We start from the raw sequence: 26,162 nt of genomic DNA, 5'->3' as shown, positions 1-26,162 counted from the left end.
ACCGCCGTCTTATCTTACATCTAAAAATGTCCGAAAACCCCTTAGGAAAGCCACGAATTTTGTGGCGAGTAATCTTGCTATCTGGAGTCAGCTTGCTGCTATATTACGGCTGGTACAAATGGATTATTCAAGAAGAATTGCGGACTTATAACGGCAAGGGTTGGTCGGGGACACTTTGCTTGTTGCCCTTTGTTTTAGGAGTAGCCATCCCCCAAGCTTTGCGAATATTCGACCCCGACGTTCCCGGATGGTTTGGTTGGTTTTCCTTCGTGGGAATTGCTTGGATTTACATCGTGCAGTTCAAACTTTACAACACAGTTAACGAATTGTACCGCCAAGAAGGAATTAAAGAACCGCTAACTGTTTGGTGGATGTTTGTACCTGGTTTAAATTTAATTGTCGGCTTGCGGCAAATTCATTTCTTAAGCCAGTTTTGGGCAAAAAAACAGGGAATTGAAGTCAAGGATAACTTAGCCGAAAGCCTTCCTTTTCTGTCAGCTAACGCTTGAGGTAAAACTTTTCACACCGATATCATAGGTTTGTAGTGAGGACTTCAGTCCTTTCCATTTGCACAGGTTTGTAGTGAGGACTTCAGTCCTTTCCAGGTTTGTAGTGAGGACTTCAGTCCTTTCCAGGTTTGTAGTGAGGACTTCAGTCCTTTCCAGGTTTGTAGTGAGGACTTCAGTCCTTTCCAGGTTTGTAGTGAGGACTTCAGTCCTTTCCTTGTACAGCAGAATAATGATTTTCCGAGTGTAGTGCGATCGTCCTCCCTCGCATGAAAGTGTGGCATCATCAGCCCTTTCTCCATGTTTGAGTCAATCAGGACTAAAGTCCTCACTACGAACCTGTTAATCAGGACTAAAGTCCTCACTACGAACCTGTTAATCAGGACTAAAGTCCTCACTACGAACCTGTTAATCAGGACTAAAGTCCTCACTACGAACCTGAGTTAATTAGGACTAAAGTCCTCACTACGAACCTGTTAATCAGGACTAAAGTCCTCACTACGAACCTGAGTTAATTAGGACTAAAGTCCTCACTACGAACCTGAGTTAATTAGGACTAAAGTCCTCACTACGAACCTGAGTTAATTAGGACTAAAGTCCTCACTACGAACCTTTGAATCAGCAAAACCGATTCGGTAAATTAGCAAGAATCAGTTTAAGTTCCGGTTCATTAACCCGCTTAATTGCTTTCGGAATACTTACCCACTGTCGCTTTCTACAGCTAGCTTCCGGCCATTTTTCCAGAACAGTTTGTACTTGCAGTAAAAATACTTCTACCTGACAAGTATAGCCAGACTTTTGGTACTCGTAAGTTCCCAGCAAATCCGGGAACACCTTACCCAACAAACCTGCTTCTTCCCAAGCTTCCTTAGCAGCAGAATCTTGAGGAGTCATGTCAGGTTCAATTAACCCTTTAGGAATCACCCAACGCTTACCCGTTGAAGAAGTGATCACCATTACTTCAATTTGTCCGTTTTGAATGCGGTAGGGAATGACAGCCGATTGTTCTACCAATACAATAGTTCTTGTACTCATGATTTATGCAATCTTTAGGGTGCAAAGGCTGCTTCAACTTGATTGAAAGTTGAAGATTCAAAATAAAAATGTTGATACACCCTGATTATCTATTAGAACTTACCCACCGATACAGCAAAATCAGTTCCTTTTATGAAAAATAATTGCTGAAAGCTATTTTTTCATAAAAAAAGCCAGGTTTATTTATTGAGTCGGATTGCTTAAGTTCTATTTGCGATCTCTCAGTCGAGACAATAACTAAGTCAGAAATAGAAATATGTAGGATTTTACCTTTGCTTAAAATACCAAACTTCAAGGCAATACAGCTAAAAAATAAGATTATTTTAATAACAGGGCGATCGCCAATCGCAACTTTAAATGCACCCAACCCAACTAACGGCGTTTCCAGAGTTTTGCCAAATTTATCCACAAAATAGATGGCTGCTGTTGAACTGGCAGAATGTCTTCCAGGATACCTAATGTTAGAATTATTGTAATTGTTAGCTGGTAGGGTGCGTCGCCCGAAACAATCCTCGATCGTAGCAACAATCTCATAGCGACGCACCTTACTACAATATTTTTTGTCAGATTTAGCTTGCTACTGGGGCGGTGCGTGACTGTACACATTTGGCTGGTTTCGATTTAACGATTTATCGCCGTCACACACCCTACAATTAGCTCGTAGGGTGTGTCGCCCGACACAATTGTCGATCGCAGCGACAATCTCATAACGACGCACCTTACAAAATTTACCTAATCTTTGTCTTTCTTCGCCTTAGCCTCCAGATTTTCCATCCTACTCTTCAAATCTTGATTGTCCTTTTTCACCTGATCTAACTCCTCGCGCAACTGCTTCACCGCTGCATCAGAACCAGCATTTTTCTGCACTCTTTGCACAGCTTCATCAGCCATCATGCGGACGCGGCCATCAGGAGTTTGGTCAGCTAAAGAACGCAAAATTCTGATAGCTTTGCGAGTTTCCATCTGTCCCAAACCGACAACAACAGATACTTGAGTCAAGAAAAAAGTCTCTTTAGAAAGTTCCGCCAATCGGTGCAAAATGCGTTCCAAATTGAGCTTAGTTTGACCTGTCGAAATTGTCCCCAAAGAGCGAATTGCAGCCAAGCGCAAAGCTTGCGGAGTACCGACGGCTGTGTATTTCAAAATCAGGTTGAGCGCATCTTCCGAAGTTTTCATTTGCGCCAAACCGGAAATAGCACCCGATCGCACAACCTCATTCCAGCCCTCGCGCTCTTTCAAAACCAATTTTAACTCTTTGAGTACCTGTTCGTCCGTGGGCTTTTCGTCGGGGTTAGCGCCTGCGATCGCACCCATCGCACTCGCTGCGGCCGCTTCTACATAATAGCTGTCATCGCCTTTTTCAACGATCGACCTCAGCGCCTTATAAGTCTCGTGAGTCTTAATTTTACCTAACGCATTCACCACCGCACGGCGCACCCGAGCATCTTTATCCTTCAAACCAGTTACTAAACCATCAAAAGCTTGGTCGAGTTTAATCTCAACCAACTGACCGGCCACTTCCGCCCGCACAGCCCAAAACGGCTCTTTCTTGAGAACTTCTGACAGCGCTTTCACAGCTTCCAAGCCTCCCTTTTTCGCCAAAGCGTGGGCGGCGTAAATCCTAGAAACCGGGTCTGGATCGAACTGTAACTGAGCTTTTAGTTCGGCAACTCCATACTCTAGAGCAACTGTTTTTAGGTATTTATTGCCGACATCAAAACTGATATATGCGGGCTTCTCTTCTAGGGGGAAATAGAAACTTTGCTCGCGTTCGTGAACTCGAACCGTGAAAGTTTTTATATTAGCAGCATTTCGCTCATCTGCATCTTTTTCCGGTTTGTAGCCGAAGCCGATTGGAATTTTGAGGTCAAAGACATCTTTGCTGTTACCGTTGCCATTTTTGTTGTCTTTTACCTGAGTTTGGGTAATAGTAACTTTCGCTAATTTGCTGTCGCCATCCCAGGAATAAGCAACTTTGTAATCTGGATGGCCGCCGCGATAAACGTACTGGTCAAACAGGAACATGAGATTGCGACCCGTAGCTTTTTCGATCGCCCTTAGCAAATCGATCGTTTCCACAGTCTGGTGAGCGTTATCCCGCACAAAAGTTTGAATTGCCTTGTAAAACAGTTCGTCGCCCAACTCAGCGCGAATCATGTGATACACGCAAGCGCCTTTTTCGTACAAATGGCGATCGTACAATTCGATCGCTTCGCGGTAAACGTGAGTCACCATCGGGCGGCGGTAGCGGGCACTGTCTTCAGCTAAATAGTTGCGAGCTTCACCTAACATATAATAGGCCGCATCTTCTTTGCCGTATTCTTGGTCAGTCCACAACACCTCACAATAGGAAGCCATGCCTTCTTTGATCCAAGCATGAGACCAATGTTTAATTACTACTAAATCGCCAAACCATTGGTGAGCCAATTCGTGGGCGACTAAGCTTTCTGTACCGCGATTGTCGAGGCTGGCGCGTTCGTCTAACAAGCACCTATCTGTTAGCAAAGTTGTCGAAGTATTTTCCATGCCGCCGAAGATGAAATCATCGACGCAGACTTGAGCGTATTTAGGAAAAGGATAAGGATAGCCAAATGCTTTAGAGAAAAATTCAATCATTTTGGGCGTTTTGCCCATGCTGCGCTTACCGTCAGCTTCGCGGCCTTTTTCGACGTAATAATTAACTGGTTTGCCGTTCCATTCGTCTTTAATTTCGGCAAAATCTCCGACTGCTAATGTCATCAAATAAGTCGGATGTACCTGAGTTTGCGACCAGTGATAAATCTTGTCATCGCCGTCGTTTTTTGTGCTAACTAATTCGCCGTTGGATATTGCAAAAAATTGTCTGGGAACTTGCACTCTAATTTCGGAAGTTGCCAACTGTCCGGGATAGTCGAAACAGGGAAACCAGAAGCGGGAATCTTCGTCTTCGCCTTGAGTCCAAACTTGTGTTGGTTTGTCGGGATAGTGTTTGTCTGGCCCGACGAAATAGAGGCCGCGCTGGGGTTTTTCGACCGAGTAGGCGATCGCAATTGTAATTGGTTCGTAAGCTGTTGTTGGTTCGTGCAGTTGAATTTGCAGCACTTCGCCGTCGCTGTCGAAATTTTGCTCGGTTTCCCCGACTTTGACAGATTTAATGTTCAGGTTAACAGCATCTAAGGTTAATTTGTCAATACCGCTGCGGACTGGATTTATGCGGATGCTGCAAGTGCCGCGAAAACTTTGTTTGGGAATATCGAGCACTAAATCGAGGAAAATATGCTCTACTTGTCCGGGGCGATCGGGGTTGTAGTGGGGTCTAGCACCGGGCATCTCGAAGGATTTGTGACCGTTTTCAGTATCAAAGTAGTTGTTTGACATTGTGATTGAGGAGTTGTGAGTCGATCGGCGATCGCAGGCAGCAGCTATCGGGCGGAACTGCCAGCTTAATTACAGAGTAGCGCGTCCCAGTTGCTGTTGTCGCTAATCTGAAAAATTCAGGCGATCGTTGCCGGGATGGAAAAAAAGATTTTTTAGCTACAATATCAGCAAGGCTAATGTCTGCAATCATCAGCCTGCAATTGAAATTGAGACTTACTGAAATCCTAGACATTTCTGGAGAAATCCCGAAATAGCTAAGTAAGTCCAGGCTTTCGTTATTAGGGAGCGTTAAAGTTCATACCTTGGAGTACGTGCCAGCCCCAAGCACTATAACTCCGCAGTTAAACAGGCAAGGATTTGTAAAGCCAGTGCTGTGGAGAAAGTACCGCCTAATAACCGTGCCGAGGCAACCTTTACTAATTAGGAATAGACGCAACCATGTCTAAAACCCCAAATCAAGTATTCGTACTTGACTCCGACAAAAAACCTCTAACTCCGTGCCTGCCAGTGATAGCTAGAAAGCTATTGAATGCAGGTAAAGCAAAGGTTTTCAGACTGTACCCGTTTGCAATTATCCTGAAAAAATCGGTCAACGATTCACCAGTGCCCATTGAAATCCGCATCGATCCTGGTAGCAAAACTACTGGCATAGCTTTGGTTCAGGGAACCCAAGTCATTTGGTGTGCTGAACTCACCCATCGGGGTCAAGCTATCAAGTCAAGACTTGAAACCCGTCGAGCCGTCCGACGTGGGCGCCGTAACCGCAAAACTCGTTATCGAAAAGCGAGATTCTTAAATCGCACTCGTCTGAAAGGCTGGTTGCCTCCGAGCTTGCAGCACCGAGTGTTAACTACTATGACGTGGGTTTCTCGCCTTCGTAAACTAGCACCTATCCAATCAATTGCTTTCGAGTTAGTAAACTTTGACACTCAAAAAATGCAAAATCCAGAGATTTCCGGCGTTGAGTATCAACAAGGGGAATTGCAAGGTTACGAGGTTAGAGAATACCTGCTCGAAAAGTGGAAGCGGAAGTGTGCTTACTGCGGTAGTGAAAATTTACCGTTGCAAGTTGAGCATATCAATCCACGCGCCAAGGGTGGGACTAATCGTGTTTCTAACCTTTGCTTGGCTTGTGAAAAATGTAACCTCAAAAAGGGGACTCAAGATCTGAGAGATTTTCTCAAGAAGAAGCCCGAAATTCTTAAGAAAATAATGAGCCAAGCTAAAACCTCATTGAAGGACGCAGCGGCCGTTAACGCAACCAAGTCCGCTTTGTTCCAAGCTTTGAAAGACACAGCGATTGAACCTATTTATGTAGGACGCGGTTCTTTAACTAAGTTCAACCGGACTAACTTGAAGTTTCCAAAAGCTCATTGGATCGATGCTGCTTGTTGTCGAGATGTCAGTCAGGGTTTAACTTTGGCGATCAATCAACCGTTGTTAATTAAGGCGATGGGTTTGGGTAGTCGTCAAGTCGTGCAGACTGATAAATATGGGTTTCCGCGTCGGGGATACAAGCCAAAGAAAAAAGTCGCGGGCTAGAATACGGGAGATATTGTTTCAGTAATTGATGGAAAACATCAGGGGGTTAAATGCAAAAGAATTAAAACCACTAGGTTCAAAGGTAATTTTGATATTCGGGTGAACGATAGTGTGATTAGCGTTTCTCGAAATCAACTTAAACCTGTTCATCGCAACGATGGTTACAACTACTCGTTTGGTTGAGATTGTCGTGAAATGTCTACAAAAACAGTGAGAGGGTAAATCTGTATGACAGCTACACTATCAGTTCCCAGTGCGATCGCATCTTGGCTTGGTGACGAAGCCGAAGACTTGCTCACCCATCAAGCAAAAATTTCCAAAGATTTGTTGCACCTACCAGGCCCGGATTGGGTCGATCGCATTTTCGCTCAAACCGATCGCTCTCCTCAAGTTTTGCGATCGCTCCAGCAACTATATTCTAGCGGACGCTTGGCAAATACCGGCTATTTATCCATCCTGCCAGTAGACCAAGGAATCGAACACTCAGCGGCCGCTTCTTTTGCACCAAATCCCATCTATTTTGACAGCGAAAACATCATCAGACTAGCAATCTCCGCAGGATGCAATGCTGTCGCTACAACTCTCGGAGTGTTAGGAAGCGTATCTCGCAAATACGCGCACAAAATCCCTTTCATCCTCAAACTAAATCACAACGAACTGCTAACTTATCCCAATCAATCCGACCAAATAATGTTTGCTTCCGTCGAACAAGCTTGGAATTTGGGAGCCGTTGCAGTCGGAGCCACAATTTATTTTGGTTCCCCGGAATCGACGCGACAAATCCAAGAAGTCAGTCAAGCTTTTGCCCACGCTCACGAGTACGGAATGGCAACAATTCTGTGGTGTTATCTCCGCAATGATATCTTCAAACAAGACAAAGATTATCACACAGCCGCTGATTTGACCGGGCAAGCAAATCACTTGGGAGTCACAATTCAAGCTGACATCATCAAGCAAAAATTGCCCGAATGTAACAATGGATACGGAGCAGTTGCGAAAGCCAGCGGCAAGAGTTACGGCAAAACCGACAGCCGCGTGTATTCCGATTTGACAACCGATCACCCGATCGATCTAACCCGCTATCAAGTGCTCAACTGTTATGCAGGAAGGATGGGTTTAATCAACTCCGGCGGTGCTTCGGGAAAAACCGATTTTGCCGAAGCAATTCGCACGGCGGTAATCAACAAGCGCGCAGGCGGCTGTGGCTTAATTTCCGGCCGCAAAACTTTTCAGCGTCCCTTTGAAGAAGGTGTAAAATTGTTTAACGCCATTCAAGACGTTTATTTGTCGCCCGAAATCACGATCGCCTAAAACTTCACAGCACACTAAAATTAGGGTGCGTGCTGCGAACCCAATACTATAAGGTTCGTAGTGCGTCCTGGTGTCCGCTCTTATTCTGCGGACACCAGGACGCACTACGAACCGTTTTGGTTATGCTAATCTACCGGACATGATATCAGTTCTAATCCCGAGCAAAAAACTCGATCGAACGGTTTGATTTCCATACTGTGCAACTGTCAACTATCAACTATCAACTATTAATGAGCGGTATAACCCCCATCAATTACCAATTCAGAACCAGTAACAAACTTCGATTCATCCGATGCCAGATAAAGAATACCGTAAGCAACATCATCAGGTTCACCCATGTGTCCCACCGGATGTAAGCTATCAAGGATTTTCCGTCCTTCAGTCACATCACCTTGTTCGGCCAACAACTTCTCTACCAGCGGTGTCCAGATAAATGCCGGATGAACTGAATTAACCCGAATCTTATTTTTGGCATACAATAGCGCATCTGTTTTGCTCATCAACCGCACTGCTCCCTTTGAGGCATGATAAGGAGGCATATCCGGGCCGCCAACCAATCCGTAAACAGAAGACAAATTAATAATGCTGCCACCTCCCGTTTCTAGCATCGAAATCAAAACGTGTTTAGTACAGAGGAAAACACCATTTACATTTATTGCCATCAACTCATTCCATTCATCTTCGGCGATTTCGTGGGTGGGTTTATTGATACCAACAATCCCTGCATTGTTCACTAAAATGTCAATTTTTCCCCACTTCTCTCGAACTTCAGACACCACCTGTTTAACGCTCGCTTCTTGTGTAACATTTAGATGCCAGTATTCTGCTTTTCCGCCTTTTTCGGTAATCTCTTCTACCAAACCTCTGCCTTCCTTCTCAGCTATATCCGTTACCGCAACACAGGCTCCTTCTTTCGCCAGCAACAGACAAGTCGCCCGACCAATTCCCGAAGCGCCACCTGTGACAACCGCAACTTTCCCTTCTACTCTATTCATAAAAACCTCTTCAAGAAATGAGTTACAACAGTGACATCGGATACACCAACTTGGCTACAAGTATGATATAGCGAAACTAACCAATTCGCCGATCCATCCCGACACCAACCAGGCTACAGGTATCATGTGGGGATTCTGGCGAATATGCTACGCAAATAGTATAGTGTATCAGGAACCTGCTTGTACCATGTGTGGGTTGAACCAAGCCACAATTACTTGTTGTAACTCAATCAATTTTTGTCGAAGTATGGCATTCGCGCGATCGTCCACGATCGGAAGCGAGAACCAGGGAAATAGTTTTGAAGAGGGTTCTCGCATGACCGCATATAAATTATTAGTTATAATCTCATATTTACTGCGGTCATGCTTCGCCCATACACATATATTTGCCTGCACACAAATACAGCCATAAAGTTAAAAAATGCCAGGAAATTAACGCAATGGAATTGTCAGAAAAATAATTTTTACAAGCTTTGGTTGGAATCAAAATTTCCCAATTAATGAGAATTCGATCGACCCGCAATACACAGCCTAGAAACTACCGGAGCATGACTCCAACAGTGATGAATGCGGTTGCGAGCATCAATCCACCTGCTAGGCCATAAGTTGTACCTAAGCCCGCCCATTGACTCAAAGGTTGACTGACGAAGGGTGAAGTAAATTGACCTAGGAAAAAGCTGGTGGTAAGTCCGCCCAAAATTCGCCCTCGCAGAGATGCGGGAGTTGATGAGGTCAAACATACGTTCATATTTGGCATCAGTAACCCGACACCTAAACCAGCGATCGCCAAACCAATCAAAACTATCTCATAGGTGCGAGCAAAACTAATCACCAGATAACCAATCCCCATCAACCCAAAGGCGATCGCATAAATGTTCGTAAAGGTGAAACGAGCTTTCAGCCGTTGATAACTCAGGGCGCTGATGGAAGTAGCAAGGGTAGCAAGGGCGATCGCCAATCCACTTTGAGAAGCATTAGCACCCATTAACTGCTGAAGATAAAACGGAATCTGCACCGGAATCATGTAAAACACGATTTGAGTCAGCAGTGCAATACCGTAGGTTGTCAGTAGCAGCGTCCACGGGACTGTTTCAGATGCGATCGCACCTGTTTGTTGAACAGCATCTTTATCGCGATCTGGTTCAGGAAGTACCAGCAAAATCAATGGTAGAATCAACCACGCCATCAGGTAAATTAGAAACGGTTGCCGCCAATTGCGATCGGCCAAATAGCCGCCGAGGGTGAGAAAAATCATGCCGCCGAACCCCATGAAAGCTGCTTGCAATCCCAGGAATTGCGATCGAGCCGCACCGATGTAATAATCAGCAATCAGCGTGGTTGCAGTCGTCATAATACCTGCCACGCTGAAGCCCAGGAGCATCCGTCCCAGCAAAATTAGCCCAATTTGATCCAACAGAAACCCAGAGCTGCCTGCGAAGCCATAGACAAACACAGATAAACCCAGCAAGCCTTTGCGCCCAAAGCGATCGATCGCAATTCCGGCAATGGGCGCACCGATCGCGATAAACAAAGCTGGGGCCGTCAACACCAATCTCACCCAATAATCGGCATTAGCAACAGCCGAAAAGTGCTGCCGCATTGCTGGGAGGGAAGGGGCGATGGTTGCTCCTGCCATCACGGTTAGGGTGCTCACTAGCAGCAGGGTTGCTTTAACGAGAAATGTATCAGGGCTGTGTGGTTTCATAGACTGTTTAGGCAATTATCTGCCTTCATTTGTGTGGATTTGCTTGTCATATCATGTCCGGTTGATTACCATCACAAAAACCGTTTGTAGTGCGGACTTCAGTCCGCAGCATAAAGCGGACTGAAGTCCGCACTACAAACCTTACTTATTGGGGTCAATCGATCGGACATGATATATATCATTTGCGATCGGTCTATCAAATTCTTACATACCAAAGTTTTTTTTGTACCCATCTGCTTAGATCGACCCCAAATATCAGGCAGGTAAACACAGATGAACACAGATAATTTCAGGGTATTTTGGAGATAATGCAATTCCTGTCTATTCAAAATGATTGACTAGGGTTTGAAGTCGATTATAATAATCCTACTTTCCCAATGTATTCTGCTACAGAAGTTACTGCGACCTGCGGATATTCAATGTTCGCAATATTTTCTAGCTTGCCCTTACCATAAACCATCGTGAATAGATCCAAATCTAAAATCTAAAATCTCAACTTCTAACTCATCTTTTTGAAAAAAGATATATAATTAAAAGATGCCTCACAGCCTTATTTTAAACCTACTGCCAGTTGCACCAATCCCATCCCAATTTTTAACGGGACGGCATCTCCACGCCTTATTTCTCAACCTGGTGAGTGCTGTAGATAGCGATTTGAGCGCGTACCTGCACGACCAATCCAACGAAAAAGCTTTCACATTAAGCCCTTTCCAAGTAAGCAGAAAAGAGACTTACAAAAACAGCAACCCGCAGCCACAAAAGAGGGTTTTGCCTCCGGCGGGGCGCACTATTTCCCAGGCCCTACAGTGGGAACACAAGCAAGCAATTGGGGAAAATACGCCGATTTGGTGGCGGATTTCTCTGCTGGATGACGGTTTGTTCGATCGCCTAACTCAACTGTGGCAGCAACTCAACTTCGAGCGCCCGTGGCATCTGGGCCCGACAGATTTGTACGTGACTAGCATTGTCAGCCAACCGCGATCGCACCAACCGTGGGTGAATTTTTGCAATTACGCCGAATTGTTCGATCGCGCTTCGGAAACTGAGCGCCAAATTGCGTTTACCTTCTGCACTCCTACTAATTTTCGGCAAGGCGTGTACGATAGTGCGATGCCGACTAGAGAGAGTATTTTTGGCAGTTTGGCAAATCGTTGGAACAAGTACAGCGAAATTGCGATCGAACCTACTTTCACAGAAGCTATTTTTCCCAGTTTCTTCGATATCCGCACCGAAGTTTGTACGGATTCTCGCAGTAAATTTATTGGCTGCGTCGGCGAGGTTAGTTACCGAATTATGGGAGATGTCAATCCGCTTTCTGTCAAGCAAATTAATGCTTTAGCAGATTTTGCACTTTACAGCGGAGTCGGGCGCAAGACGCCGATGGGAATGGGAATGACGCGCCGATTGCCAAATTTTTAATCATTCACTTTTCGGCTTAATTTCACTGACGATTTCATAAACATCAGTGTCGGGAATTTTCGCAAACAAAGGCGTCATCTGCTTCAATATTTGCTGATAAGCTTCGCTTTGGTTGGCGGCCATCTCTTCTACGCTTTCCCAAAAAATGATGGCAATACCTTTGTCTGTATTGGGCAATTGCAGTAGGTATGCTCCCTTAAAACCTGTGGCATAAGTCGCAACGGCTTTGCCAAAAAGTTCTTCTGCTTCTTTGAATTTTCCTGGTTTAAATTCGCCAATTGCAATGTAGGCGAACTGATGTCTGAGAAAGTCTAAAAATTCTGACATATCCTTTTCCTCAAAAAATTGTGATACACCAAGTTATATTTTAGGCGATCGCCCGAAAATTGTAAAATTCGCCCGTTTAGTAGCTTCGCGCTCAGCACAGCCACCGATTTATGAGATATTGCAGCTAGCTGCGATCGCACTTTACACCTAAAAACACGTAAAAAACGGTTTTTTGCAATAACCCAATTGAAATTTGTAGAACTTATCTGCAAAAATTCTAACAGACAAATACCAATAAAGTAAATAATCGCTAAAAAAAATGCCAAAAATATTAGTAATTGAAGACAATAACTTAATCCGAGAAACCGTTTTAGAAATTCTGAACTTGGGCGATTTTGAAGCTGTCGGCGCTGAAAACGGAAAACTTGGTGTCGAGTTAGCGATCGCCCAAATTCCCGATTTAATCTTGTCTGATGTCATGATGCCGGAACTCAACGGCTTTGAAGTTTTTGCGATTTTGCGATCGCACCCTGCAACCGCCAGCATTCCGTTTATTTTTCTGACAGCCTCCGAAATGGAAAAAGCCCTCGAACTCAAAGCAGACGGCTATCTCAAGAAACCTTGCAGCATGACAGAAATCCTCGGGGCGATCGCAACTCAACTAGAAAAACCGACAGTTATAGAAGAAGGAAGAAGGCTCTCGGGCTACGCTCAGGCTCAAAAGACTTGTCCTCAGCGCAGCCGAAGGAAGCAAGAAGGCACTTCTACTTCGCTCAGGCTCAAAAAAAGGAAGAAGGAAGAAGGAAGAAAAAATACAAGCTCGTGGAAAGTGGAATTAAGAATATCCTAAGCATCAGATATGCTACTATATAGCGGTTATCAGAAAGATTCGCGGACGTTGTTGGGATGCGAGCCCTCTGAGTTTACTGGTTTTGCAAACTGTCTGTTATACCTCATCTTTTTGAGAAAGGCTACATCAACCCAAAACATCCAAAAGTAAAGAACAATTCTGCGCCATCAAATCTCAGGTTGTGCGCCCGGGTTCAAAAATCTCGGTTTGAGATTGCGTTGCGTTGCTCGCAATGACGCCCGCAGTAACATTACTGATATACAAATTGAGGGAATATCAAATTGGTTCCAGCCGGGGGTGGCTTAGACTGGGTATGTTGAATTTGGTAAAAAGTCATGAGCGCACAACCCAAAGGCCGCCTAGTTTGGAATCACTCTACTCACCTTCCTGGTTTGATACCAATTTTAGAGCGCCTCACTCTCATAATGGGCATTCAAACCGTTACCCCAGGCGTCATTAACAAAGTTAAAGGACACATCCCCCACATGACATTAAGAGTGTCAGTACCCATTCGCGGGGGATTTAAAATCATTGCCAGACAAGGCAAAACCGTACAAGAAGTCTTTATATTAACCACTCTCACACAAAGGGACTTGGAAGAGACGATCGCCCAAACCCTAGCCAAATGACAATTTTTCCTTAGCAAGCAAAGCCCGGGCTCTAACTGCCAAAGTTTCATCGCTTTGGGCTATTTCCTCAAGTTTTGCCGAAACTTCCGCTAACCAATCCGGTTTAACAGTCGCAGCACCAGCCAAAGCTTGCAAACCTCCCGCCGCTGCGTAGCGAACCACCCATTCCGGATCTCGGGACGCTTGCAGCAGCGTTTTGACAGTGCGAAGTTGAGCATCTGCAATTTTTTGTGTCGGCATAAGTTCCCAGCAAATCGTCCCCAAACCCCTAGCCGCCGCCCGCCGCACGCTCAAAGCAAAGTCATTCGCCGCCGCATCCAGCAAAATCTCTAAACCTCTGGGATCGCCAATTCCCGCCAAAGCCCGAACAGCCCAAGCTCTCGCTCCGTAATTGTAGCCGTCAAGCTGTTCTAGCAGCGGCAGCACCGCAGGTTCTCCGAGTTGAATCAGCCCGTCAACGGCGGCCACGGCGGCACCTGGGTTGTTGTAGCCGAGCACTGTTATTAAGGTAGGAATTGCTGCTTTTGAGTCAGCAGCCGCCAGTGCTTTGACTGCGTTTAACAAGCCTTCGGAAGAATCTGCTTGTTCGACGGCGCGAATTAGTTCTAATGCCATTTATTTATACAATTTACCGTGACCATTGTAATTGTATGTTGGCTCGATCGCGCGATCGAACTTTTTGTCGCATGGGTGAGGCGCGGCGATTAACTAGGACAGTCTTGGTTAAAGAGTCGAATCCGCAAAAAACTCGACTCCATACCTGCGCTAGGAATTTTTGCGCTGTGCATCCTCACCGCCTTCGCGCTTCCTATAAGCCTTAGCCCAAGCATATCGCTGCGGATTTTTTTTCAGCAGATATTCCACAACTTCCCGACGCTTCTCATCTTTAGCATTTTTGACAACCTGCTTGAGTTCGGAATCTATATCTTCTGATTCAGCACCGCGTTTAATTGCCTCCTTAAACCAACGCTCACCCTCTGAAAATTGACTCCGCTCAAAACAAATAGCTCCCATCAAAGTGTAAGGATGATGACTCTGAGGCTGATACTCAATAGCTTTGAGCGCGGACTTCTCAGCATCATCTAATTGATCGATATCTCTGAAAGCACCGCCTCTTGTTGTTAGCAAAGCTGACTTGAGCTTATTTTCTTTTATTTGGTCGAAGTCCAGATTTTCTGTCACCTTCAATGCACTGTTTGGTTCATCTGCCTTGCGCCAATGACTGCTAGCGTTGGGCAAGTTCCATTTATTTCCTGTGCGCTCATATTCCTGCTCATAGAAACGCGCTTCAAGCCTGTGGTACGCTATAGCAATCCTTCCATGACTAGCTAAACGTCCCTGTTGTATTAACTGAACAACTAACACAGGATCTAGACGCTCTTTTTTCTCCAATTTTACCATGATTGCGTAAAATGGCTCGAAGGGGAAATCACTATCTATAATCCGATACTTGACCTTCAAAGCGACAAATTCCTTTTTTTGTGCAAAAGTAATTACGTCTTCACGTCCATTCTGTTTCACCCAATCAATATCAGCCTCACTCAACGGCTCTCCCGATTGAATCTTTGACTTCAGAATAGCAGCATATTTGTCAATAGCAAAAGTAATTACATCCTCACGTTTATTCTGTTTCAGCCAATCAATATCAGCCTCACTCAACGGCTCTCCCGATTGAATCTTGGACTTGAGACTAGCAGCATATTTGTCAAGCGCCAGAGCAATTGTCTCAGTCAGTTTACGCTTTTTAAGAAAGTTAATATCCTGCTCACCTAGCGGATTGTCTAAGTCAATTTTTTTAAGAACTTTATAAAGATGGCTCGATCGTGATGAATCCTCAGATTTATTAGCTTTATACTTAACTTTTAGTTCAGCAAAGTGGCGTGTCTGTTCAATTTCCAAAACAATGCTAAGGGTTTCGCTAAGTTGATGCTCTTCCAGCCAGTTAAGTTCTGACTCGCTCAACTGTAGATCCCAATTCAGCTTTTTTAGGATTTGATAGAGCGGACTTGATACAGATGTTTCTGGGTATTCACTAGCTTTGTACTTATCCTTGAGTTGGGCAAAGTCAGCTTCCCGTACAGCTTTTTGTTGCCAAAAAATTTCCAGAGTATCAAACAGTTGGTTGTTGAACAGCCAGTTAGCCTCTACATCAGTTAATCTTTCTCGTGCATTCAGTTTCTTGAGAATTTGATACAAGGGGCTATCAAGTGAACAATCTGGGTATTCACTAGCTTTGTACTGAGCCTTTAGTACAGCAAATCGCGCCATATCTTGAACGATAGCAACTGTTTGAGTCAGCCCCTGTTCTTGGATATATTTAACTTCTAAGTCAGTTAGGTGATTTTCTGAATCAAGTTTCCAAAGGATAGGATACAAAGGACTGGATATGGGTAGCCCTCTGGTTACTTTAAACTTAGACTTGAGTTCAGAAAATTTAGCATCTAGTTTTTTTCGTTCTTCAGCTTTACGTTGTGGCTCTTGCTTGATAGCTTTTCTTGTTTCCAAAAGCTCTTGGTTTAGTAACCAATCACACTCGAAGTCGGTAATTTCAATTTCTAAATCAGCTCTTCGCAGAATGAGATACAGAAGACTAGAAGGAGATGAATCTTCATATTTTATTGCTTGATACTTGGACTTCAGCGCTGCAAAATGTTGTACCTGGACTTCAAAAGGATCGTTGCTCATGGTGAATCCCCCGATTTATACTTCTAGCTGCTACACAGCCATCTCGCAGCATTCCGCGATCGCTATTGTCAAAATCAAAAGTTTTTTAACTAAAAACTAATTTACAGGATAATATTATTTTAGCACGCTAGCTTTCACCAACAACAGCTACCAGTCTCAGTGTTTTTACTGAATTTTATAAAAATTAGTACCTAAAGCCTCGTTTCTTATTCATCAAATAATCAGACATAGATTCACCAGGTTAAAAGGGAGAAAATATGAGTTCTCAACTGCCTGAAATACAGATAGGGGTAGGGACGCAGCGCCGTGCTGTTTCCTGAATGTAGTGAAATACAGATAGGCGGTAGGGACACAGCAGTGCTTTTTCCTGAATGTGCTGTGTCCTGAATATGGCAGACAATTGAGAATCGCTACAGCAATCCTATTATAGTTAGGAACTAATTTTTTTTAAAGTAAACTATCCATTAAATTCATCACTTCGATCGCTTCATCTGACAAAGATAGAGATGCTTGTTGTTCGAGGTGATGCTCCAAAACTCCTTTTAGCGCAATCAATTTCATGCTATTTTCAGCTAAAGTTTCCGCAATAGCTGGCGCTGCGGGTAAATAGCCGATCGCCCCCAAGTCCATTAATGCCGATCGCCTCAACTGCAAATTATCCCCATTCAAAGCAGTTACCAACCGATCTCCGTAAATGCGATCGCCAGTCAACTGATACATCGCCCGCGCCGCAGCGTACTGCACCCGCTCCACAGAATGCTCTAAAAAAGGTGAAATTAGCGGTATTGCCTCTGTCGCGTACAGCGTACCCAAAGCTTCAATTACCGAGTCGTAAGGCTGCACGAGGTGCGATTTTCCAGGCACTCGCAGGGCTACAGCTACGCCTCCATCTAAGAGTTTCATCAGCGGTGGAATAGAATCGCGATCGCCCAGCATTTCTAAAGCTTGAGCCGCCGCTTCCCGCACGTAATAATCAGCGCATTCCAAACAGTGAATCAGGGCAGGTAAGGCTTGTTTATCGCCCAATTTTCCCAGAGCTCGTGCCGCATTTCGCAGTAGGGAATAGTCGCCAATTTTTGTCTGTTCTGATTCTTCTTGCAAGGCGGCAATCAAAGCTGCAATTGCTGCCGGTTCCTTGACTCGAAATCTGCCCACCCACCAAGCAGCGTAATACCGGAGACTGTAGTCTTGGGAGTGCAAATTTGCGATCGCCTGTTCTATTGTTAAAGACTCGCCCTCAGCTACACCCGCTGGTGGTGAGTCGGATTCGTCATAATTCACAGTCATAATTCATAGTTATTACAAAACTCGGCGATTGAAATCGCTGCTAGACAAACAAAACCCGCCTGCGCGGGTTGGGAAACTTGGCAATTTCTATCGCCTTTTCAAGGAGACTATTAATTATCATCCTCGGATTATTCCAACGATGATTTTGCGATCGCACATAACCGGACAATCATAACGAGACAATCATAAAAAACTGATTTCTGCATCTAGTCGAATTACATTAGCTATTAGAGCTTAGCCAATGGCCATTAATCTCTAGTAAATTCACTATTGACTAACGACCGATGACTAATCACTAATAACCGATGACTAACGACTAAATTGGAGTAATGCTGGCGATTTTCCCGCCCAGGCGTTGAAATTTCTGCATTTGCGAGGACAAATCCTCACCAGGTACGATAAACGCCTTGCTGCTGTGGCGCACGCGGGGATAGCCACCCGTGCGAATGCCCGACACTTCAACGCGGAAAAGCCGCCCTTCTTTACCGTAAGCTGCCGCGCCACCGAAACCGCTGCTGGGAGTTACGTTTTGTGTCGAAGACCGGTATGCCCAACCTTCGTTACCACCAGAAGGCCCAACTACAGCCGTAGCACTGTTAGTACCGAGTTCGACAGCTAGACGGGAGTTATTGCCTTCTAGCTGAGAGGTATCGCTGTTGGCATAGCCGCGATATAACCGGAACATCCGGGTAAAACCAACGGTTTTTTGACCTGTCTGGGTGTTAAAGCCCCGGTAGTAAGGGACGATATTGTCGCCGAAGTTTTCTTGATACTCTATTGAATCGATGTAAGAATCAATATCAGCATCGTAACCTTCTGTTTGGTACAAATCTAAGTGATAAATTACTTCAGATTCGTCGTAGGGAGCGCGACCGAGCAAGTGTTTGTAGTTTAGTTCGATCGTCCGAGTTTGGAAGCTGCTGTACAAAAACTTGGTTTTGTACAGTTCCGATTTTGCCACTGCCCGCACAAATTCTCGCACCGTTAAACTGCCGTCTCGCAGGAGAGATTCAGCACTTGTCAGGCGCTCGGATTTCATCAAATAGTCGTTGCCCAGCACCTGACGGTAAACTGCACGAATCACAGTTTCAATGTCTTCTTTGGTGTAGTTCGGGCGCAATTCTACCTTGGGTGCATCGCTCAATGCGGATGTTCCCAGTCTGGACGCTGCTGTGGAAATAGCCACCAGATTTTCTCCTAAATTAATAACAAAAATTTAAAGCTTGGTTGAACTTGAGATTTTTAGGACTAAGACCAAGATGTGTTAAATTAAGGTGCACTCGCGGTGCAGCTTGTCTGTACACATCAATTAATCCTAATTTGCTAAAGACGTTTCAAAAAAACATCTTTACAAACTTTAAGCTGTGGTAATAGTTACCACTTTGCCAGCACGTTTGTTGATTTGCTGGAAGCGGGTCGAAAGTCGATCGCTAGACACGAGATATTCGGTAGTTTTTCACCGCACTTGGGGTAAAAACTTAGCCACCGAACCTTGCATTCAAAAAAAATTTTCCGATAAGTTTCGGACTCATGAACTCCCGCACAAAATCTTTAACTGAAATCTGCCCTTCCAGCAGCAAAGATTTGGCACTGGTAACTCGTTCGCTCGACATTAAATACTCGTTACCGAAAACTTGGCTGCAACCGACGCGAATTACTGCTTTCGTATCGTCTTGCCTTCAGTGAGGGCGCACTTCTACTCGTCTCGCTGTTTCAAATGCTTTATTCCTAACTTTTCTGCGGTTTGTGCTTGAGAAGTTCTGAAAAAAATATTTGGAAAACTCGGCTCAGATCGCAGATGCCCGGAATCGTAAACAACAGTTAACACTAAAGCTAACAGCAGCTTACATTTCCGGGCATCACGCAAATCTAGCTTAGAGCGTTGATTGCGTAGTCGATGTAGGAATTAGCTTCAGTTGCAGCATCGCCACTCAAACCGTGGTTGGATTTGATGTACTTGAGAGCTTCAACATACCAGCTAGGAGACAATTCAAATGTCCGGTTGATTTCGTCAATACCTGCAATCAGGTACTCATCCATTGGACCTGTGCCGCCTGCAACTAAGCAGTAGGTTACCATCCGCAGGTAGTAGCCGATGTCGCGGGAGCACTTAGCTTTACCGGTTGAGGTAGAAGCGTAGTTTGGCCCTTGCATTTGTTGGGTGTACGGGAACTTGTTGTACACAGCTTGAGCTGCACCGTCGATCAAGCGCGCAGAGTTGGCGCTCAAAGACTTGGCTGCTTCCAAACCTGCTGCTGCTTGGCGGAAACGACCGAAGGCTACTTGCAATTCGGTGCTGCTCAGGAAGCGGCCTTGAGAATCGGCGGCGGTTACTGCTTCAGTCAAAGGGGTTTTCATTGTTCTGGTGTCTCCCTAATGTTTTGTTTTGTTTGTACCAAAATGATTGCTTGCAAATAATGCGATCGCTCGCTTCTTTACAGGAAGAAATGTTTGCGCTTGCTATTTTTAGCCGACTGCATTAGCTGCGCGGTCGAAGTAGCTGCCGATTTCGGACATCAGCGAGCTGCAATCACCACGGGTTATGCCGTTGGGGTCGTTAGCGATCGCGATCGCTGCTTCTTTCATTTTTTGTACGCCGGTTGCAACGGATGCACCTGGAGTTCCCAGAGCTTGGTATGTTTCGCGCAGACCGTTCAAGCAACGATCGTCCAAAACGCTGGCGTCACCTGCGAAGGTTGCGTAGGTTACGTAGCGCAAAATGATTTCCATGTCGCGCAAGCAAGCTGCCATGCGGCGGCTGGTGTATGCGTTGCCACCGGGGGCGATCAACTGAGGCTGTTCAGCAAACAAAGAGCGAGCTGCATTAGCGACGATTGCGGATGCGTTACCGGTGATCCGGTTTACTGCGTCAATCCGCTTGTTGGCGTCAGAAACCATGCTGCTGAGAGCATCTAGTTGGCCAGTAGCCAAAAATTCGCCACGAGCGTCTGCTTGGGAAACCACTTTTGTAAATGCGTCAAACATGAACGAACTCTCCTACTTTGAGTTAATTGAGTTTGGTTGCGGTATAAAACCGTTAAGTTAAATTTGTTCAGGCTGTTGGGCCTGCAAGGGTTGAAGGTTGACGCCAGCTACTGCGCTGGCCGGCTCGATCTCTCCCTTTCCGCTACCTTCACTATTGTGACATTGCAACGGACATTTAAGAAACCTTAGAAAATTTTACATCTTTTATGAGATGCGACAAACCTTGTTAATCAGTGTTTTTGTTAACTTTCGCCTGTCGTTTCAACCCTCTGATAACCTTTATACAATGCTGGTTCCTCTTTGTTTATTACAAATTATTACGGAAACTTATCTCTTTTAGAAGGTAAATCGATGTGGGGCAAGTGGTGGCAAATCTAATCCTTGGGATAGATGCCAGATTGCAGCGGTAAACTGCCGATCGAGAGATTGTCTGTGATTTTCGAGAGCCCGATGGCGAGAAAAATCGATGAAATTCGAGGGAAAAAGTAGACTGGGAAAGGATTTGATGAGTTTTGACCCGGAATTGAAATATAGAATGTACAATGCAGTACAAGTTAATTCTAGAGTTTGCTTGGATCGCCCTTGTCGCTAGCGTGTCCCGCCCCAAATTGTCCCGCAGACCGATCGCCTCTATTGCCTTGGACTGAGCAAAGCCGAATAAGTAACCACACAAAATTAATTACAGAAATACTCCTTGCTAGGCAAGGGTTTCAGTCAAAATATTGTGTAATTAATTCTGTTTGACTACTTAATTAAGAAAAGTTAACAAAATTTAAGTTGTGCTAAAACAAGCCAGGAGGAATAGGGAAAAAAGCAAAAATTATGCCCGATGCAGGATGTTGGCAGAATTTGGTGTTGTTAAAATCCAACAGATTGGCAGGGCCCTGGCACAACCTCAGCTTTTGAACGAAATATCAGCATTTAAAGACAGAACTCAGCCGTTGGGTCTTGGGTAAAAGCCGGAGAAATTGCTAATTTTTAGTTGTAAGGTGGATAAGTGCTGTCAGCGGTAGGTCTACAAACGGCGCGAGAGAGCCACCAGACGCAGCGAAGTTGACAGCTTCCTGCTCTCTGAGCATCGAACCGGGGTTAGAAACTGTAACTAGATTGTTAGACAAAGTTGCCCATATTTGCCCAATCGTGGGTAGCTTTTGTCTTCTGTTAGATTTTCCATACTTGCTGCGGTGTCTGATATTGGTCACAATAAGACAGTGCAAGCAAGAAATATATGTCGCGATCCAAATAAAGGAATGTCATGCTACTCGGATTTAAAACCGAATTAAAACTCAATGCCCGACAGCGAATACTGCTAGCCAAACATTGCGGGGTAGCGCGTCACGCTTGGAATTGGGGACTGTGGTTGACCAAAAACATTCTCGACCACAATCAAGCAAACCCCAAGGAAAAACTCAAATTTCCCACAGCTATTGATCTGCACAAACTGTTGGTAGCTTTGGTGAAATCAGAGAATGCTTGGTATTACGAGTGCAGCAAATCTACACCGCAGAGCGCATTAATAGCATTGCGAGAAGCATGGAAACGGTGTTTTAAAAAGACTGCTGGCGTACCAAAGTTTAAGAAAAAAGGAAGGCGAGATTCTTTCACATTAGAAGGGACAGTCAAAATCAGCGGGAGTAACAAAATCCAAGTTCCTGTAATTGGCGTCCTCAAAACTTATGAAAGGCTACCACAAGTATCAACTAAGTCTTGCGCGATATCCCGTATTGCCGACAGGTGGTTTATCAGTTTCAGGTTTGATGTAGAACAGCAAGAGTCATGCAAAACAGACATCGTAGGAGTTGACCTCGGTATTAAAGCATTGGCTACTCTATCGACAGGTGAAGTAGTTATCGGTGCTAAATCCTACAAAAAATATGCAGCAAAACTATCAAGGATGCAATGGTTGATTCGTCATAAAGTCATCGGTTCAAGTAATTGGCAAAAAGCACAATTCAAGATAGCTATATTGCATAGAAAGATAGCTAACATCCGTAAAGATACGTTGCACAAACTAACGACATTACTTGCCAAAAACCACGGTGTAATAGTCATAGAGGATTTGAATGTATCCGGGATGATGGCTAATCATAAACTAGCTGCATCAGTTGCTGATATGGGTTTCTTTGAGTTACGACGCCAGCTCACCTACAAATGCAAGTTGTACGGTTCAAAGTTGGTAATAGTTGACCGTTGGTTCCCAAGTTCAAAAACCTGTTCTAATTGTGGAACAAAAAAAGAAACACTCTCTATGAGTGAGCGAATGTTTGAATGCAGCCATTGTGGTTTTAAGATTGACCGCGACTTAAATGCAGCAATCAATTTGTCAAAAACCGTCAGTTAGACGGGGATAGCCTGCGGACTGGTCTAGTGCCGACACTACCAGGTTGAAACAGGAAGTAAGATTCCCCAGGACAGCTTTGTGTAAAGTTGGGTAGCTTTGGGTAAGTCTTATGTAACGGCCAAATACGAGTCTCAAGTTCAGCAGTTTTTTATTCAAAACTCAAAACTCAAAACTCTTTTACTGCCATCGGCCACGTTCATCGGCTGTAGCTTATCCGGCCGCAGTCCCCTAATTCCCCCATGCTCGATCGTAATTATGTCTTCAAATTCTCCCTCTTCTTGGCACACCGTAGCAATTGACAAAACCCTCCAGCAGCTAAGCAGTAACAAAGACGCGGGCTTGAGCAGCCAAGAGGTGTCAAAACGCTTGCAGCAATACGGCCCCAACGAACTCGAAGAAACAGGAGGCCGCAGTGCTTGGTCGATTTTTGTCGATCAGTTCACCAACATCATGTTGTTGATGCTGATAGGTGTGGCGGTGGTTTCTGCATTCTTAGATATCAGGTCAAATACTTTTCCGAAAGATGCGATCGCCATTTTTGCGATCGTCATACTCAACGGCATTCTCGGCTATTTCCAAGAGCAAAGTGCCGAAAAAGCCCTCGCAGCCCTCAAAAACCTCTCTTCCCCGCTAGTCCGAGTCCTGCGGGACGGCAAAACTTCGGAAATCGCAGCCAAGGAACTCGTCCCCGGAGACGTGATGCTGTTGGAGGCTGGGGTAAAAATAGCAGCAGACGGGCGCTTGATCGAAGCTTCCAACCTGCAAGTCAGAGAATCTGCTTTGACGGGAGAAGCGATCGCAGCTACCAAGCAAGCCGATCTCGAACTTCCCGAAGATGCTTCGTTGGGCGATCGACTCAATCTAATTTTTCAGGGTACAGAAGTTGTCCAGGGACGGGCCAAGGCGATCGTCACCAACACCGGAATGCAAACGGAATTGGGCAAAATTGCCGCCATGCTTCAGTCAGTAGAAACCGAACCAACTCCCCTACAACAGCGGATGAGCCAGTTGGGAAATGTTCTCGTCTCCGGCGCCCTAGGCTTAGTGGCAATTGTCGTCATCGGCGGCATGATTACCTTCAAAAACGGCAGCATTGGGTTGGATACCAGCAGATTTGAACAACTGTTAGAAGTTTCTCTCAGCATGGCAGTTGCTGTCGTTCCCGAAGGACTTGCCGCCGTCGTCACAGTTACTTTGGCACTCGGAACTAGGCGGATGGTGAAGCGAAACGCTCTAATTCGCAAATTGCCAGCGGTAGAAACTTTAGGATCGGTAACAACCATTTGTTCCGACAAAACAGGTACTCTGACTCAAAATAAAATGGTAGTCCAGCTAGTCTCTACAGGCGACTGTACTATCAGTGTTGGAGGCGACGGCTATGCCCCGATCGGAGATTTTACCGATCGGCATACATCAGCCCAAATTAATAATTTAGAAGAATATCCAGAACTCGAATCCTTATTAATTGCTTGTGCAGTTTGCAACGACGCAGTATTGCAGCACGAACAGCAAGAATGGAAGATTTTGGGCGATCCTACGGAAGGAGCTCTGCTATCTTTAGCGGGAAAAGCAGGCATTTATAGGGAAAAACAGTCTCAATTGCTGCCGCGCACGGCGGAATTTCCTTTTTCTTCCGAACGCAAGCGGATGAGCGTAATTTGCGAAGTACCCGGACATTCGGGACATTCGGGCTTTCCCCCAGAAAAAGGACAGCAGCAGAATTATTTGATGCTGACAAAAGGTTCTCCCGAGTTGACTTTGGAGCGCTGTCAAGGAATTATAGTCGGCGATCGAGTACAACCTTTAAACCAGGAAATTCGCGATCGCATCCTCGCCGAAAACAACAACATGGCAAGCGGGGGTTTGCGAGTCCTCGGGTTTGCATACAAAATCTGGGAAAACTTGCCGCCCGAAGGTTCCGAAGAAACCAGCGAACAAGAGATGATTTGGCTGGGACTCGTCAGTATGCTGGACGCCCCGCGCCCGGAAGTACGGGAAGCAGTGGCGAAGTGCCGCGATGCAGGGATTCGGGTGGTGATGATTACCGGAGATCACCAGTTGACGGCAAAAGCCATCGCCTACGATTTAGGTATTGCGACAGAGGGCGATCGAGTTCTCACCGGTCAAGAATTAGAAAAGCTCAGTCAAGAACAACTAAAACAACAAGTCGAAGACGTTAGCATTTACGCCCGCGTCTCCCCCGAACACAAATTGCGGATTGTCCAAGCTTTGCAAAGTTTAGGCAAATTTGTCGCCATGACAGGCGACGGAGTTAACGACGCCCCCGCCTTAAAACAAGCCGATATCGGCATTGCAATGGGAATTACCGGCACCGATGTCAGCAAAGAAGCTAGCGATATGGTGCTTCTCGACGACAACTTCGCAACTATTGTCGCCGCCGCCGAAGAAGGACGAGTTGTTTATACCAACATTCGCCGCTTTATTAAGTACATTTTGGGCAGCAATATCGGCGAAGTTTTGACAATTGCCGCTGCACCTTTATTGGGTTTAGGAGGAGTACCGCTAACTCCGCTGCAAATTCTGTGGATGAACTTAGTAACAGATGGCGTTCCCGCTTTGGCCTTGGCCGTGGAACCAGCCGAACCAAACGTGATGAAAAAGCCTCCTTTCAGTCCGCGAGAAAGTATTTTTGCCCGGGGTTTAGGTTCTTACATGATTCGGATCGGGATTATCTTTGCAATTTTGACGATCGCGATGATGTCCTGGGCTTACGGATATACTCACACTCCCGGACACGGCGATCCAGATGCTTGGAAAACCATGGTATTTACTACTCTGTGTTTAGCGCAAATGGGTCATGCGATCGCCATTCGATCTAACACTCAGCTAACGATCGAGTTAAATCCCTTCACTAACATTTTTGTTTGGGGAGCTGTGATTGTGACTACGGCTTTGCAATTAATGTTGATTTACGTTCCACCGCTGAGAGCATTTTTTGGTACTCACTATTTGACACCCTTTGAATTGATGATTTGCTTCGGATTCAGCGCCCTAATGTTTGTTTGGATTGAAATGGAAAAACTGTTCGTGCGCTTATACAAAGCTAGAAAATAGTAGCATATGTCCATACTTGGTTCGTAGTGAGGACTTCAGTCCGCATAAAATCAGAGGACTGAAGTCCTCACTACAAACATCTCTTGTTGGTTCGTAGTGAGGACTTCAGTCCGCATAAAATCAGGGGACTGAAGTCCTCACTACAAACATCTCTTGTTGGTTCGTAGTGAGGA

The 26,162-nt window shown here is 45.2% G+C and carries 26 protein-coding genes; 8 read left to right on the top strand and 18 right to left on the bottom strand.

All coding sequences use genetic code 11. From position 1 onward, the window contains the following. Positions 1-26: 26 nt before the first annotated feature. On the top strand, positions 27-509 hold the full coding sequence (locus tag QZW82_RS03590) for a hypothetical protein (protein WP_293144695.1): 483 nt from the start codon (positions 27-29) through the stop codon (positions 507-509). Positions 510-1,124: 615 nt separating this feature from the next. On the opposite strand, the gene QZW82_RS03585 is transcribed toward QZW82_RS03590, so the two are convergent. The 5 genes from QZW82_RS03585 to QZW82_RS03565 all read right to left on the bottom strand — a co-directional run bounded on the left by QZW82_RS03585 (position 1,125) and on the right by QZW82_RS03565 (position 5,130). Next, positions 1,125-1,541 (bottom strand): NUDIX hydrolase, encoded by a 417-nt coding sequence (locus QZW82_RS03585; protein ID WP_293144694.1) that lies wholly within the window; start codon positions 1,539-1,541, stop codon positions 1,125-1,127. Between the two features lie 130 nt (positions 1,542-1,671). Beyond that, positions 1,672-1,950 (bottom strand): hypothetical protein, encoded by a 279-nt coding sequence (locus QZW82_RS03580; protein WP_293144692.1) that lies wholly within the window; start codon positions 1,948-1,950, stop codon positions 1,672-1,674. Beyond that, on the bottom strand, positions 1,914-2,075 hold the full coding sequence (locus QZW82_RS03575) for a hypothetical protein (RefSeq protein ID WP_293144690.1): 162 nt from the start codon (positions 2,073-2,075) through the stop codon (positions 1,914-1,916). Before QZW82_RS03575 ends, QZW82_RS03580 begins: the two co-directional genes overlap by 37 nt. Positions 2,076-2,273: 198 nt before the next feature. Then, the gene (locus tag QZW82_RS03570) at positions 2,274-4,898 is read right to left on the bottom strand and encodes a M1 family metallopeptidase (RefSeq protein WP_293144688.1); all 2,625 of its coding nucleotides are present in this window, start codon (positions 4,896-4,898) and stop codon (positions 2,274-2,276) included. Then, the gene (locus tag QZW82_RS03565; RefSeq protein ID WP_293144686.1) at positions 4,879-5,130 is read right to left on the bottom strand and encodes a hypothetical protein; all 252 of its coding nucleotides are present in this window, start codon (positions 5,128-5,130) and stop codon (positions 4,879-4,881) included. Before QZW82_RS03565 ends, QZW82_RS03570 begins: the two co-directional genes overlap by 20 nt. A gap of 206 nt (positions 5,131-5,336) precedes the next feature. Between QZW82_RS03565 and iscB the strand changes: the two genes are divergently transcribed. After that, positions 5,337-6,440: an RNA-guided endonuclease IscB gene (gene iscB / locus QZW82_RS03560; RefSeq protein WP_293144684.1), complete on the top strand. Its 1,104-nt coding sequence runs from the start codon at positions 5,337-5,339 to the stop codon at positions 6,438-6,440. A 228-nt stretch (positions 6,441-6,668) separates the two neighbouring features. Then, positions 6,669-7,751, top strand: a complete 1,083-nt coding sequence (locus tag QZW82_RS03555) for a class I fructose-bisphosphate aldolase (protein ID WP_293144682.1) — start codon at positions 6,669-6,671, stop codon at positions 7,749-7,751. A 227-nt stretch (positions 7,752-7,978) separates the two neighbouring features. Here the strand turns inward: QZW82_RS03555 and QZW82_RS03550 are convergent, their stop codons facing one another. The 3 genes from QZW82_RS03550 to QZW82_RS03540 all read right to left on the bottom strand — a co-directional run bounded on the left by QZW82_RS03550 (position 7,979) and on the right by QZW82_RS03540 (position 10,451). Beyond that, positions 7,979-8,746 (bottom strand): glucose 1-dehydrogenase, encoded by a 768-nt coding sequence (locus QZW82_RS03550; protein ID WP_293144680.1) that lies wholly within the window; start codon positions 8,744-8,746, stop codon positions 7,979-7,981. 168 nt (positions 8,747-8,914) lie between these two features. Then, the gene (locus tag QZW82_RS03545; RefSeq protein WP_293144678.1) at positions 8,915-9,064 is read right to left on the bottom strand and encodes a hypothetical protein; all 150 of its coding nucleotides are present in this window, start codon (positions 9,062-9,064) and stop codon (positions 8,915-8,917) included. A gap of 220 nt (positions 9,065-9,284) precedes the next feature. Next, on the bottom strand, positions 9,285-10,451 hold the full coding sequence (locus QZW82_RS03540; protein WP_293144676.1) for an MFS transporter: 1,167 nt from the start codon (positions 10,449-10,451) through the stop codon (positions 9,285-9,287). A gap of 537 nt (positions 10,452-10,988) precedes the next feature. On the opposite strand from QZW82_RS03540, the gene cas6 reads away from it, so the two are divergent. Beyond that, positions 10,989-11,870: a CRISPR-associated endoribonuclease Cas6 gene (gene cas6, locus QZW82_RS03535; RefSeq protein WP_293144674.1), complete on the top strand. Its 882-nt coding sequence runs from the start codon at positions 10,989-10,991 to the stop codon at positions 11,868-11,870. Here the strand turns inward: cas6 and QZW82_RS03530 are convergent, their stop codons facing one another. Beyond that, positions 11,871-12,197, bottom strand: coding sequence for an antibiotic biosynthesis monooxygenase (locus QZW82_RS03530; protein WP_293144672.1), 327 nt, complete (start codon positions 12,195-12,197; stop codon positions 11,871-11,873). It lies immediately after the preceding gene. Between the two features lie 259 nt (positions 12,198-12,456). Between QZW82_RS03530 and QZW82_RS03525 the strand changes: the two genes are divergently transcribed. Continuing rightward, entirely contained in the window at positions 12,457-12,987 is a 531-nt protein-coding gene (locus tag QZW82_RS03525) for a response regulator (protein ID WP_293144670.1), read from the top strand. Positions 12,988-13,322: 335 nt separating this feature from the next. Next, entirely contained in the window at positions 13,323-13,616 is a 294-nt protein-coding gene (locus QZW82_RS03520; RefSeq protein ID WP_293144668.1) for a DUF2103 domain-containing protein, read from the top strand. Here QZW82_RS03520 and QZW82_RS03515 read toward each other — a convergent pair. The 9 genes from QZW82_RS03515 to QZW82_RS03475 form a co-directional block, all read right to left on the bottom strand. Then, positions 13,605-14,231, bottom strand: a complete 627-nt coding sequence (locus tag QZW82_RS03515) for a HEAT repeat domain-containing protein (protein WP_293144666.1) — start codon at positions 14,229-14,231, stop codon at positions 13,605-13,607. The genes QZW82_RS03520 and QZW82_RS03515 overlap by 12 nt on opposite strands. Before the next feature lie 150 nt (positions 14,232-14,381). Continuing rightward, a complete protein-coding gene (locus QZW82_RS03510; protein ID WP_293144664.1) occupies positions 14,382-16,301 on the bottom strand; it encodes a hypothetical protein in 1,920 nt (639 codons plus the stop codon). A gap of 447 nt (positions 16,302-16,748) precedes the next feature. After that, positions 16,749-17,588 (bottom strand): HEAT repeat domain-containing protein, encoded by an 840-nt coding sequence (locus QZW82_RS03505; RefSeq protein ID WP_293144662.1) that lies wholly within the window; start codon positions 17,586-17,588, stop codon positions 16,749-16,751. 316 nt (positions 17,589-17,904) lie between these two features. After that, positions 17,905-18,774 carry a phycobilisome linker polypeptide gene (locus tag QZW82_RS03500; protein WP_293144658.1) on the bottom strand — a complete coding sequence of 290 codons (870 nt, stop codon included), beginning with the start codon at positions 18,772-18,774 and terminating at the stop codon, positions 17,905-17,907. Between the two features lie 171 nt (positions 18,775-18,945). Then, positions 18,946-19,026 carry a phycobilisome linker polypeptide gene (locus tag QZW82_RS03495; RefSeq protein ID WP_293145169.1) on the bottom strand — a complete coding sequence of 27 codons (81 nt, stop codon included), beginning with the start codon at positions 19,024-19,026 and terminating at the stop codon, positions 18,946-18,948. A gap of 40 nt (positions 19,027-19,066) precedes the next feature. After that, positions 19,067-19,243 carry a phycobilisome rod-core linker polypeptide gene (locus QZW82_RS03490; RefSeq protein WP_293145166.1) on the bottom strand — a complete coding sequence of 59 codons (177 nt, stop codon included), beginning with the start codon at positions 19,241-19,243 and terminating at the stop codon, positions 19,067-19,069. 214 nt (positions 19,244-19,457) lie between these two features. Further along, positions 19,458-19,946, bottom strand: coding sequence for a phycocyanin subunit alpha (gene cpcA / locus QZW82_RS03485; protein ID WP_293144655.1), 489 nt, complete (start codon positions 19,944-19,946; stop codon positions 19,458-19,460). Positions 19,947-20,054: 108 nt separating this feature from the next. After that, complete coding sequence (locus tag QZW82_RS03480; RefSeq protein WP_293144652.1) at positions 20,055-20,573, bottom strand: phycocyanin subunit beta; 519 nt, start codon at positions 20,571-20,573, stop codon at positions 20,055-20,057. Positions 20,574-21,544: 971 nt separating this feature from the next. Next, entirely contained in the window at positions 21,545-21,691 is a 147-nt protein-coding gene (locus QZW82_RS03475) for a hypothetical protein (protein ID WP_293144649.1), read from the bottom strand. A 137-nt stretch (positions 21,692-21,828) separates the two neighbouring features. Here QZW82_RS03475 and QZW82_RS03470 point away from each other — a divergent pair, with 137 nt between their 5' ends. Then, entirely contained in the window at positions 21,829-22,914 is a 1,086-nt protein-coding gene (locus QZW82_RS03470; protein WP_293144646.1) for an RNA-guided endonuclease TnpB family protein, read from the top strand. A gap of 255 nt (positions 22,915-23,169) precedes the next feature. After that, complete coding sequence (locus QZW82_RS03465; RefSeq protein WP_293145163.1) at positions 23,170-25,989, top strand: cation-transporting P-type ATPase; 2,820 nt, start codon at positions 23,170-23,172, stop codon at positions 25,987-25,989. Positions 25,990-26,162: the final 173 nt, after the last annotated feature.

The organism is Microcoleus sp. bin48.metabat.b7b8b9.023 (assembly GCF_013299185.1).
GTDB lineage: Bacteria > Cyanobacteriota > Cyanobacteriia > Cyanobacteriales > Microcoleaceae > Microcoleus.
The sequence above is the reverse complement of the archived record's forward strand: the minus strand, read 5'-3'. Positions and strand labels throughout refer to the sequence as shown.